Origin of the sequence: Microlunatus parietis (genome assembly GCF_013407955.1) — a bacterium.
Lineage (GTDB): Bacteria > Actinomycetota > Actinomycetes > Propionibacteriales > Propionibacteriaceae > Microlunatus > Microlunatus parietis.
This window is the reverse complement of sequence record NZ_JACCBU010000001.1, coordinates 6,396,094-6,407,810: the sequence shown is the minus strand read 5'-3', so window position 1 is coordinate 6,407,810 and position 11,717 is coordinate 6,396,094. Positions and strand designations below refer to the sequence as shown.

Genomic DNA, 11,717 nt, shown 5'->3' with positions numbered 1-11,717 from the left:
CCACCCCGGCCACCGCCGGATCGATTGATGCCTCAGTTCGCGGGCGGCACTCCCGGCACCTGCACCGAGCCCTTGACCGCGTCGATGAAGCCCCTGACCCACTCGCCGAGCTCGGCGCCCTTCAGCACCCCGATGACGGCGAAGATGATCACTGCCGCGACGGCGATCATGCCGACGTACTCCAACGTGCCCTGACCGGCTTCACGCCGGGCCCGCAGCTTGTCAGCCACGGTGAGCTGCCACACGTACAGCGTGACGAACAGCTTGTCCATGATGCTTCCCTTCCGGTTCCCGGCTCTGACCAGCCGTTTCAGTTTCTGTGTCCCGGTCTCCCGGGTCCGTCTCGATGACCTCAAACTACGGCGATCCGGCGCCCGAGCCATGGGTCCAGAGGCCCAATCCAGGGCCCAAGCTGCCCGCTCGCCTCTCCCTGCCTGCGCGTCCGCTCCCGTAGCCTTGGCACAGCGAGTCGAACGAGGCCCAGGAGGACCAGCGACGATGGCACAGCGGAGGCGGGTCCGGCGGGCGCTCGTCGCGGTCCTCACCCTCGTCCTGGCCGCGACGATGGCGACGGCAGCGGGGCAGTTCGCCCGCGCCGACGATCCGGTGAAGATCCTGCTGCTGCTCGACGTGTCCGGCTCGATGAACGAGAAGATCTCGTCCGGCGGGACCAAGCTGGCCGCGGCCCGGACCGCCCTCAAGCAGGTCGCCGACGCACTGCCGGACGGCACCCAGGTGGGCTTGCGGGTGTACGGCTCCGAGATCGAGGAGCCGAAGGAGGAGAACCCGAAGGCATGCCAGGACACGAAATCGGTGATGCCGGTCGGGCGGCTGGACCGGGCCCGGATGCACCGGGCGATCGACTCCTTCGACGCGGTCGGTGAGACTCCGATCTCGTACGCGCTGGAGCAGTCGATCAAGGACCTCGGCGGGCAGGGCAAGCGGGTCGTCGTGCTCGTCTCCGACGGCGAGGAGAACTGCGTCCCGGACCCCTGCCCGGTGGCCGAGAAGCTCGCCGCGGCGGGGGTCGACCTGCAGTTCAACGCGATCGGGCTCGACGTCAACTCCAAGGCCCGCCAGCAACTCCGCTGCATCGTCGACGTCACCGACGGCAGCTACTACGACGCCGAGGACACCGAGGAACTGACCGATTCGCTGCAGAAGCTGACCAAGCGGGCGCTGCGGCCGTTCACCACGTCGGGGGCTCCGATCAAGGGCAGCCTCGACCGCGGCGAGGCTCCGGTCGCCGCCCCCGGGCAGTACGTGGACAGCTACGACGCCACCGCAAAGCCGCGCTACTACCGGATCGAGCGAACCCCCGGTTCGACCGTCAGCGCGGCCCTGTCGACCGTCGTGTCACCGTTCCGCGGCGGGTTCAACCAGGAGACCTGGAGCCTGCGGCTGCTGACCGACGACGGTGAGACCTGTACGACGGGCACGTCGGGCGGCACGGCCTCGTTCGGTACGTCGGTCCACACTGCCTCGGTGACGACCGCCTACTGGGGCTTCGACCCGGCCGACCGGTGCGTCGGCGAACCGGTCCTGCTCGAAGTGGTACGCACCTCGTACCAGGGCAACAAGGCCACGGCGAAGGTCGAGCTCGTCGTCCGGGAGGATCCACCGATCACGAACCTGGCCGAACTGCCGAAGAACCTGACCGCGTGGAAGGGCGCGAGTACCGTCCCGAGCCGCAAGTCCGCGCCCGTGGTCGGCGGCACCGCCTTCTCGAACGCGGCCGAGCTGAAGCCGGGCAGCTACCGGGACACCATCGCCGCCGGCGAGACCCTGTTCTACCGGATCGCCGCCGAGCCGGGACAGACGATCCGGGCGACCGTCGACTTCCCGCAGCCGGGTACGGAATCCGCACAGGGCTCCGTCGCCGTCACCCCGAAGGTCCGGTTGCTTTCGCCGATCCGGAACACGATCCACGAGGACTCCAGCGGCATGGTCGGCGAGATCGAGCAGCCGACCCGCCTCACCACCGGCACCCCGCAACTCCGGATCCGGAACCGCGAGATCGACATCAAGGACGGCGAGACGGGCGCGATCGGCGCGGCGACGTTCGGCGGAGTCCACTACCTCGCCGTCGCCCTGTCACCCAACCTCGACTCCGAGAGCGGCCGGATCATGCCGATCCAACTCAACATCGCCGTCGACGGCGCGCCGGCCGGCCTCCCCGTCTACGCGTCGCCGTCGCCCACCCCGGAACCGTCCACCGCCGCCCCGACCGACCCGGCCACCTCCCCCGGCGGACCCGGCTCCGAGCCGACGCCCGGCCCGACGAACTCCGCCGGCCCGGTCGACCCCGGCCGCCTCGAAGGCGCCCTGCTCGGCACCCTCGGCCTGCTCGGCGTCCTGCTGGTCGCCGGCGTGATCACCGTCCTCGTCCTCCGCCGCCGCAAACGCCCCTCCTAGCGCGGATGCTGGTGAGGGCACGCTGCGATAGCGAGCGTGCAGGCTTGGGCGTCGGGGACGGCGCCCGGGACCCAGGCCCGGCCAGGCCGAACGTGCGAGGCGGCCGACCGACGAACACCGTGCGCGACCGCGCGGACCGGTCCCGACGCGGAGCGAGAGAGGGCCCGCAGGTTCCGCCGGCAGGGGGTCCGGCCGGGCGCAGCGGACCCCCAGGGCGCCGAAATTCGCTCGTGATCCGGTCAAGGCGTCCGCTCGGTGTTCGTTTGACGCGTTCCCTCGGCGAGGTACGGGGACCAGGCCGGCGCATCGACGACGAGTCGCGGCGGCAGCGGAACCTCGAGACGACGCCGCGCAGATGCCGGGCCTGTACGCACCCGCCGAGCTCTGGCCTCCATCGCGTCGGCCTCGTCCGCCAGCCGGCGAGCCGAGATCCGCTCACCGTCGTGCCAGTCTTCAGCCTCCACGCGCGCCCACGAGCGAACGAGGACGGTCTGATTCGCCGCGCCCGGGCGCTCGTGCTCCCCTCGCCAGGCTCCGGGACCTCCCGCCAAGGCTCGAGCAGCCGGAGCACCCGGAGGAAAGTTGGGAGCAGCGGCGTGGGCGAAGCGTCGATCGATGATCTTGAGACCTCCGCACCACGGTCGTCACGACCAGAGCAGCGGGCGAGGACTCTCCGCCCCACACGACACTAGGAGCCGGCGTGCCAGAGGGAGATCGCGTGGCCTCGGTTGTTGGCCTGCAGCTTCGCGAAGATCCGGTTGATGTGGTTCTTCACGGTCTTCTCGGAGATGAACAGGCCGCGGGCGATGTCGGTGTTGGCCGAGCCCTTGGCGATCAGGTCCATCACCTCGGCCTCCCGCTCGGACAGACCGAAGCGTTCGGCCAGCTGAGCCACGCTCGGGGCCGGGTTGGACAGCGCGGCCAAGGTCTGCGCCGAGAACGTCCCGATCCCGCCGGCGACCATCCGGACCGCCTGGATCAGCTCGGTGTCGCCGAAGTGCCCGTGCACGAGATAGCCCTTCGCCCCGGCCCGTACGGCGGCCGAGATCACGTCCGGTGCCTCCGAATAGGTGAGCATCAAGACGTTGGTCAGCTGGGCGATCTCGCCGGCCGCGGTGACGCCGTCCTGCCGCGGCATCCGTACGTCGAGCAGCATCACCACCGGCCGCTTGGCCCGGGCCAGCGCCACCGCCGCCGCGCCGTCGCCGGCCTCGCCGACGACCTGGATGTCCGGCGTGGTGGCCAGCAGGCCGCGGATCCCGGCCCGGACCACCGCGTTGTCGTCGGCGATGCCGACGGTGATCATGGCGACCCCGGTGTCATCGGCCTGTCGTTCATCTGACGCTGTGCTGTCCATCGGTACGTCGTCCCTTTCCCGATCGTCGATTCGACCGCCGAGGTCCCGCCGACGCTCTCGGCGCGTTCCCGCAGCCCCCGTAGCCCGAAATGGCCGTCCCGCTCTCCCGCCGCGACGGCGTCTGGATCGAAGCCCCGGCCGTCGTCCGACACCTCCAGTTCGATCCGGTCGGCGTCGCCGCGCAGGACGATGTCGACCCGACTCGCGGCCGCGTGCTTGTGGATGTTGTGCAGCATCTCGCCGAGCGCCTGCCGCATCTCCCGGGTCACCCGCGGATCGGCGTCCACGGCCTGCACCGAGGTCAGCGTGGCCACGATCCTGGTCTCGGCGCGCCACTGGTCGACCTCATCCCGCAGCACTTCGATGGTCGGCCGGTCGCTCTCCCCCACCCGCAGCGAGACCAGCAGCGCGCGGGCCTCGGCGGCGGCCGTCTCGGCCGAGCTGGACAGGGTCTCGGCGACCTCGCGGGCCAGCCGCGGATCGGTGTCGATCGACCGGGTCAGGGCCTTCGCGCTGAGCGAGATCCCGTACAGGGACTTGCCGACCGAGTCGTGCATGTCGCGCGCCAGCCGGGCCCGCTCCTCCGCCGCTCCGGCGGCCGCCTCGGCTTCCCGTACCTGCTCGCGGGCCTCGATCATCCGCTCGGCGTACCGGCGGATCACGGCGCCGATCAGGCACACGCCGGCCACCAGGACCGGCATCCCGGTCAGCTCGACCAGCCAGCCGCGCCAGTCCTCGTCGGAGGTGATCAGCCCGGGCGAGCCGATCGCGCCGAAGGCCAGCGGGATCAGCAGCACGAGCAGGATCCGGCCCGGGAACAGCAGGCCGGCGGCGAGCGCGGTACAGACGACGGCGAGTCCGGCCGGCTGGTCGGCGTCCAGACTGATCAGCAGCAGTACGGTGAGCGCGACGTCGAGCGAGGCCAGCAACGGGTGCAGCAGCAGGTGGTGCATCACCCGGTCGCTGCGGCTGAGCAACAGGCTGGTCCCGGTCAACAGCACCAGGCTGACCCCGGACAGCAGCGTGCCGGAGCTGGTCAGGAACGCGGCCGGCGCGGCCAGGGCGAGGAACACCAGCCGGGCCGTGAACACGCCGCGGACCAGCCGGACGAACTGCGGCTCGTCGAGCAGCCGGGTCTGGGCGTCCGGGTCCAGCCGGGCCAGCCGGAGGGCGGGCGCGCTCACGAGAACGCCTCGAAGAGTTCGGCGAAGTCGATGTCGGCGCCGATGACGAGCCCGGCGATGACCAGGATCAGGCAGGCCGGGACGAGCACCATCGACGTGACCAGGGTGACCCGCGGCGCGGTCTGGCCCGCCTTCCGTCGCATCCGCTGCGCGCTGTCCCGGCGCATGTCGACGGCGATCTGGTTCAGCGTCGTGGCCAGCGGCGCACCCAACTCCTCGGCCTGCAGGAACGCCGTAACGAACGTGCGAACCGCCACCGAGCCGGTCCGCTGGGCCAGCCCGGTGAACGCGACCCGGACGCTGGAGCCGTGCGAGAGCTGGCCCAGGGTCAACCGGATCTCGTCGGAGAACGCGCCCGAGAAGTGGTCGGCGACCCGGGCCAGCGCGCCACGGAAGGACATCCCGGCGCTCACCGTGACGGCGAGGATGTCGAGGAAGTCCGGCAGGTCCCGGTCGATCGCCTCGCGGCGGCGCCGGGCCCGGGCGGCGACCGGCATCAACGGCACCAGGACCGCGACCAGCGGCAGCAGCGGCAGCGCCACCAGCTGTCCCTGGACGACGAACAGGATGCCGACCGGGATCATCAGCAGCAGCCACCAGCACATCCGCCGGAGCAGGCTCTCCACCGTGACGCCGGGCGGCCGGCCGGCGTAGTCGACCTGCCGCTGCAGCGCGTCCAGCACGGCCGGGCTGATCAGGCGGCGCAGCCGGGTGGCGAACCGGCCGGCCAGTCGGGTCAACGGGGAGGTCCGGGTGACGGCCTCGCGGCGGCGCTCGTCGTCGAGCAGGATCAGGTCGGAGGCGTCCAGGTAGTCGGCCACCCGGCCGCGCAGCATCCGGTACCCCATCAGGAACAGGACCAGGGCGCCCGTCGCGGCCAGCGCCGGCCAGAGCGGGGACATCATCGCTCGATCCTGGTCATCCGGTGCACCAGCAGCTGGCCGGCGACGAAGAGGCCGCCGGCGACGACCAGGGCGACCTGACCCAGCGGATTCTGCGTCATCCGCTCCACCGTCCCCGGCTGCACCAGGTTGAGCATGAACAACATCGAGACTCCGAGCAGGGTCACCAACAGGCTGGTGCTGCGGGCCTGAGCCAGAGTGGTACGGACCTCGCGGCGGGTCTCCTTGCGGTCGTCCAGGGTCTGCGAGATCTCCCGCAGCGCCGTGACCAGCGAACCGCCGGACCGGGCGCTGACCACCAGGGTCGACATCAGCACCCGGACCTCGCGGGACGGCAGCCGGTCGTTCAGCTGCAGCATCGCGTCCTCCAGCGTCGACCCGAACCGGACGGCCGTGTTCAGGCGCCGGATCTCCGACTTGGCCGGCTCGGCCAGCTCCTCCTCGGCGACCGCCCAGGAGGTGGCGATGCTGAGCCCGGCGTCGGTCGCGTTGGACAGCACCCGGGCCAGCTCCGGGATCTGCTGGACGAACTTCTCCCGTCGTCGGTCCCGGGCCCGGTTGACCCAGAGCCGGAAGGCAAGGAACCCCGCGGCCAGGCCGAGCACGCCGAACACCGGCGCCAGGACCTGGGCCAAGCCGATCGGTACCGCGACGGTGATCCCGACCAAGATCAGGAAGACGGTCAGCGGGGCCTGCCGGATGCCGGCCAGGGCAAGATCACGTTCGATCAGCCGGCCCAGCCGGGTGCTGACGAACTGCTGGTTCCAGCGAGCGAAGCGCGACCCGGCCGGTTCTCGGCTCGACGAGCCGGCCAGAGTGGCCGCGACCAGCCGCCGCTGGTCGGCCGTGTTGATCAAGAACTGCGCGGTGCCGGTGATCAACAACGCGACGAACAGCACCAGGCCGGCGTAGATCACGATCAGGGGCACGGTTCAGCCCTCCCGCACCGGCCAGGTGCCCGGTACGCCGACGCCGGCATGATCAAGTCCGCGGCGGAGACCGTCCGGTATCGCGTGGTAGCGGAACCGGCGGTCCACCGGGTCCCACTCCACCAGCGGCTGCAGGCGATACTCCTCCCGGCGGGCCGAGACCACGGCGGCGATCTCGGTGATCCGGCGGGTGCCGTCGGAGTGCCGGGTGAGCTGGATGATCACGTCGATCGCGTTGTTCACCTGGTCCCGGATCGCGAGGAACGGCACCTCGATGTCGCTCATCGTGGCCAGCGTCTCGATCCGGGACAGCGCGTCGTCGGTCGAATTGGCGTGCACGGTGGCCAGCGAACCCTCGTGGCCGGTGTTCATCGCCTGCAGCATGTCCAGCGCCTCGCCGCCGCGGACCTCGCCGACGATGATCCGGTCCGGCCGCATCCGCAGGCTGTTCCGGACCAGGTCGCGGATGGTGATCTCGCCGCGCCCGTCGACGTTCGGCGGCCGGGTCTCCAGCCGGATCACGTGCTCCTGGTTCAGTGATAGCTCGGCCGCGTCCTCGACGGTGACGATCCGTTCCCGGTCCGGGACGAACTGCGACAGCGCGTTGAGCAGGGTGGTCTTGCCCGACGCCGTACCGCCGGAGACGATGATGTTGCGCCGGGCCTGGACGCACGCGGCGAGCAGGTCGGCGGCCGGCCGGTCCAGGGTCCCGCGCTGCAGCAGTTCGGTCAGCCCGTACGCCCTCGGGAACAGCCGGATCGTCACCAGCGGCCCGTTCAGCGACAGCGGCGGCAGCACCACGTTGACCCGGGCCCCGCGCGGCATCCTGGCGTCGGCCGGCAGCCGCGCATCCACCATCGGGCTGGATTCGTCGACCCGGCGGTTCACCGAGGAGACGATCCGGTCGACCGTCTGCAGCAGCTGCGCCTCGGAGGTGAAGCCGGACGGGATCCGCTCCAGCCGGCCGAACCGTTCCACGTAGACGGTCTCGTGCCCGTTGATCATGATCTCGGAGATCGTCGCGTCGGCCAGCAGCGGCTCCAGCACGCCGAGGCCGATCGACTCGTCGACAACCCGCCGGATCAGGATCGAGCGTTCCCGGCTGGACAGGATCAGTCCCTCGCGGGAGATCAGGTGCGCCAGGACCCGTTCCAGCCTGGCCCGGCGCTCCTCGGCGGGCTGCGCGGACATCTCCTGAAGATCGATCTCGTCGAGCAGGATCTGTTTGAACCGGCGGACCTGGAAGTCGTCGGCCTCGGTCTCGCGGCCCGCGGCGGGCGACGGGCCGACGAAGCCGGTCGAGAACGAACGCCTCATGGCATGACCACCTCCCTGATCACGGTCCGGTCGCCGATCACCTGGATCGCCGGGCCCTCGACGACCACCCGGACGCCGTGGTCCGGGCCGAACGTGGTCACCTGGACCAGTCGGACCGCACCGGGCAGGCTCGCGGCCGCGGCGGCCTGCGGCGACTCGCCCAGCGAGTAGGCCCGCGCCGCGTCCCGGGCGGCCTGGGAGGCCGCCTGGGCCGTGTAGGCGGTGGCCAGGATCTGGAAGACCAAGATCATCACGATCATGACCATCGGGACCAGGGCGACCATTTCGATGCTGGCCGTCCCCCGCTCGGCGGTACCTGATCGCGCGATGATCATCTCGGTTCCTCGACCACCGCATGATCGACATCGACGGTCACGGTGCGGGTCACTCCGTCGCCCATCAGCAGCGGCGTCCGGACCCGGACCACGACCCGCGGGCCGTCCCGGTCGACCACCACCTGGTCGGCCATCGGCCCGGGCACCACGTCCCGGGCCGCCGCCACCGGATCGGCGCCGATCGACACCGCCCGGGCGGCGGCGTCCGCGGCGACCCCGGACCAGACGAACGACAGCCCGAGCAGGACCACCTGCAGGCAGAGCACCAGCACGATCAGCGCAAACGGGAACAGGACGACGTTCTCGACCGTCACCTGGCCGGCCTCGCCGTTCGCCCGCGCGTTCGGCCGCCCGTTGGCCGTACCGGGCGAGGCCGCGCCCGGAACGAGCCCGGCAGCCGGCGCCACGGGCACCGCCGGCGGGCCGGCCTCGGCCGGCGGCTGGGTGCCGTTCGGTCCCGCGGCCGCGGCCGGGACCACGGTGCGCCGGCTGGTCACGCCGAGCTCCTGGCCGATCCGGCGCAGGCTCTTCCACCACACCGCGTTGCGCACCTCGGCCGGCGTCCGGCTGTTGCCGGCACGCTCCAGGCCGCGGTCCAGGTCCGGGATCAGCACCTCGGACCGCTCGCCCAGCACCAGCAGGTCGACCGTGTCCTGCTGGATCTCGCTGCGCCGCTGGAACCGGTTAACGACGACCCGTACGTTGTCCGGCGATACGACACCGAGCGACTCCCAGAAGACCACCTGGCGCCTGGCCGACCGCAGCGCCGGCACGTCGGCCGAGACCACCTGCAGGGTCTGGTCCGCGGACTCGACCGCGGCCGCCTGGGTCGCCGTCACCGCCGACCCGGTGTCGATGATCACCAACTGGTAGAGCCGGCGCAGCTGGGCCACGATCTGGCGGACCGACGCGGGCGTGATCAACTCGGTCTCGCGGATCTCGGTGGGTGCCAGCAGCAGGTGCAGCCCGCTGTTGTGGACGACGACGGTGTCGGCGACCGCGCGGGCCGTCAGGTCCTCGCTGATCTTGGCCAGGTCGGCCAGCGAGACCCGGTGGCTGACGTCGAGGTAGCTCGGCACGTCACCCTTCTCGACGTCGAGGTCGACCAGGCAGACCCGCATCCCCTTGACCTGGCGGACCACGTCCCAGGCCAGGTGGGTCGCGATGATCGTCGTACCGAGGCCGCCCTTGGCGCCGGCGACGGCGATCACCCGGCCGCCCGCCGAACCGTTGCCGGTCTCGGCGGCCTGCGCACCGGCCAGCGCCTGGCTCATCGAGGCGCCCCATTCGATCACCGCACTCAGCCGGTGATCGACTTCCTCCAGCCCGAACGGGTAGTCGAGCACCCCGCGGGCGTCGGCGTCCATCGCGGACCGATAGGCGTCGACGTTGGGGTTCGAGGTGACCACCAGCACGGCCAGCCCGGGGTGCCGCAGGGTCAGCTCGCGGATCATCGGCATCGCCGCCGCCGGGCCGAGTTGATCATGGACGAAGAGCAGGCTGGGCCGGTGCCGGATCACCGCGGACAGCGTCTCCTGGGTCGATTCGGCGACGAACACCACCTCGACCTCGTGCTCGCTCTGATCGAGCCGGGAGCGCAGCTCCTGGACGATCACCTGGTCCGCGATCGCGACGACGGCCTTGATCATCTCCGCTCCCCCTCCGGGACCGCCTTGCCGCCCAGCCGGCCGGCGTCGAAGGTGCGGGTCTCCTTGCTGCGGTCCTGCGCGACGCCGGGCGGCAGCCCGACCAGCCGGACCTGCTGGGCGAACGAGCTGGCGTACGTCACCGCGAGGGCCGCGTCCGGCTGCAGCGCCAGCGTCACCGGAATGACGTTCTGCAACGACTCCCGGTCGGGCGACTGGACCTGTTGCTGCCCGGCGACCGACACCACCCGTACGTTCTGGACCAGGATCCGGGCCTGCTTCGGCAGCCCGGGGACGTCGGCGAACACGACGTAGACGTCGACCCGGTCACCCGGCCGGATCCGCCCGGCCAGGCCGGTCACCGCGTCCACGTTGACCGCGATCTCCCGTTCGTCCGGAGCAAGATCACTGGGCGGCACCAGCACGTCCAGGCTGACCGCGCTGCCGGCGCTGAGCGCGATCGCGGTGACCCGGCCGTCGATGTCCTGGGCCCGCAGCACGGTGTTGTCGGCGGCCCACCGCTCCGGCACCTGGGCCACCTCGGTGTTCTCCGACGACAGCGTCGTGAAGGCGGGCAGGTCCTGCTTGACCCGGTAGATCGTCACCATCGGGCCGACCTGGCTGTTCACCTCGGTCAGGTAGCTGGAGACGCCGACGAAGACGAGCACCGCGACGGCGACGGACAAGATCATCAGCAGCAGGCCCCGGCGCTGGCGCGGATTCATGCCGACACCCCCGTCCCGGTCGTCGCGGTCCCGGTCGACACACCAGCCGGCGCCAGGTCACCGGCGGGTTGCGGGTCCGGCGCACCGACCGGTCCGCAGCCGCAGAACACGCAGAGGCCGTCGACCATCGTCGCGGAGCAGTCGTCGCAGGCCGGTCCGGTCCAGGGCCGGGCGGACGTGGTCGCCAGCTGGGTGATCTCGACCGAGTTCCGGCCGGCGTAGGGACGGCGCCCGTACGGGCTGAAGTCGACCGGCTCCACCGCCAGGACGCCGAGCCCGGCCCGCAGTTGCGGCGCCGGCGGCCCGGCCACGTGCCAGCCGTCCGGCGACGCGGATCCCGGGCCGGACCGGGCCGGGATCACGGCCGGCGCACCGAGTTCGTACAGGTAGCTGCGGGCGGGCAGCAGGCCGGCGGCCCGTTCGCCCAGCGAGGTGACCGGCTCGCTGACCGTACCGAGCCGGGGATGCCAGACCAGGCTGCGGCTGCGCGCGGCGAGGCTGAGCAGCAGCTGCACGGCTTGGCCGGGGTCGGTCCAGCCGCCGGGCCGGAGTTCCGCGGCGAGCACGGCCCGGCCGATCAGCGCCAGGGTCAGCGCGTGGTGGTGCAGCGGCAGGATGCCGATCCGGACCGCCGGGTCGGCGGCGACTGCGACGTGGGCCTGCTCCCGGACCTCGACGGCGTGGTGCCGCGGTGTCGGCACCAGCACGTGCCGGTGCCGGAACGGACCGAACCGGTCCCGGATCGTCCGCAGCAGGGCGTCCGGCCGCGCGGCGTCGAATCCGAGCACGCCGCCCAGATCGGACGACCCCGGGATCGCAATCAGCATCGTGCATCTCCTGCCCACAACCGGAGACGGCGGACGCGAAACCCCGACTGCCGCCCGGCAACCGACCTGATTTCCCACTT

General features: G+C 71.6%; 11 protein-coding genes. 1 reads left to right on the top strand and 10 read right to left on the bottom strand.

Annotation, left to right across the window (positions count from 1 at the left end; all coding sequences use genetic code 11):
- Window positions 1–32: 32 nt before the first annotated feature.
- Window positions 33–272, bottom strand: coding sequence for a hypothetical protein (locus BKA15_RS30875; protein WP_179757502.1), 240 nt, complete (start codon window positions 270–272; stop codon window positions 33–35).
- Window positions 273–498: 226 nt separating this feature from the next.
- Between BKA15_RS30875 and BKA15_RS30870 the strand changes: the two genes are divergently transcribed.
- Entirely contained in the window at window positions 499–2,415 is a 1,917-nt protein-coding gene (locus BKA15_RS30870) for a vWA domain-containing protein (protein WP_179757501.1), read from the top strand.
- Between the two features lie 688 nt (window positions 2,416–3,103).
- On the opposite strand, the gene BKA15_RS30865 is transcribed toward BKA15_RS30870, so the two are convergent.
- The 9 genes from BKA15_RS30865 to BKA15_RS30825 are packed head-to-tail and all read right to left on the bottom strand — an operon-like array spanning window position 3,104 to window position 11,637.
- Entirely contained in the window at window positions 3,104–3,721 is a 618-nt protein-coding gene (locus BKA15_RS30865) for a response regulator transcription factor (protein ID WP_179757500.1), read from the bottom strand.
- On the bottom strand, window positions 3,718–4,956 hold the full coding sequence (locus BKA15_RS37095; RefSeq protein WP_179757499.1) for a sensor histidine kinase: 1,239 nt from the start codon (window positions 4,954–4,956) through the stop codon (window positions 3,718–3,720). Before BKA15_RS37095 ends, BKA15_RS30865 begins: the two co-directional genes overlap by 4 nt.
- On the bottom strand, window positions 4,953–5,861 hold the full coding sequence (locus BKA15_RS30855) for a type II secretion system F family protein (protein ID WP_179757498.1): 909 nt from the start codon (window positions 5,859–5,861) through the stop codon (window positions 4,953–4,955). The genes BKA15_RS37095 and BKA15_RS30855 overlap by 4 nt, the downstream gene beginning before the upstream one ends.
- Window positions 5,858–6,787: a type II secretion system F family protein gene (locus tag BKA15_RS30850; RefSeq protein WP_179757497.1), complete on the bottom strand. Its 930-nt coding sequence runs from the start codon at window positions 6,785–6,787 to the stop codon at window positions 5,858–5,860. The genes BKA15_RS30855 and BKA15_RS30850 overlap by 4 nt, the downstream gene beginning before the upstream one ends.
- Before the next feature lie 3 nt (window positions 6,788–6,790).
- Window positions 6,791–8,104: a TadA family conjugal transfer-associated ATPase gene (locus BKA15_RS30845; RefSeq protein WP_179757496.1), complete on the bottom strand. Its 1,314-nt coding sequence runs from the start codon at window positions 8,102–8,104 to the stop codon at window positions 6,791–6,793.
- Window positions 8,101–8,439 carry a TadE/TadG family type IV pilus assembly protein gene (locus tag BKA15_RS30840; protein WP_179757495.1) on the bottom strand — a complete coding sequence of 113 codons (339 nt, stop codon included), beginning with the start codon at window positions 8,437–8,439 and terminating at the stop codon, window positions 8,101–8,103. Before BKA15_RS30840 ends, BKA15_RS30845 begins: the two co-directional genes overlap by 4 nt.
- Complete coding sequence (locus BKA15_RS30835; protein WP_179757494.1) at window positions 8,436–10,088, bottom strand: cellulose synthase operon protein YhjQ/BcsQ; 1,653 nt, start codon at window positions 10,086–10,088, stop codon at window positions 8,436–8,438. The genes BKA15_RS30840 and BKA15_RS30835 overlap by 4 nt, the downstream gene beginning before the upstream one ends.
- Window positions 10,085–10,810, bottom strand: coding sequence for a Flp pilus assembly protein CpaB (gene cpaB, locus BKA15_RS30830; RefSeq protein ID WP_179757493.1), 726 nt, complete (start codon window positions 10,808–10,810; stop codon window positions 10,085–10,087). Before cpaB ends, BKA15_RS30835 begins: the two co-directional genes overlap by 4 nt.
- Window positions 10,807–11,637: a hypothetical protein gene (locus tag BKA15_RS30825; RefSeq protein WP_179757492.1), complete on the bottom strand. Its 831-nt coding sequence runs from the start codon at window positions 11,635–11,637 to the stop codon at window positions 10,807–10,809. Before BKA15_RS30825 ends, cpaB begins: the two co-directional genes overlap by 4 nt.
- Window positions 11,638–11,717: the final 80 nt, after the last annotated feature.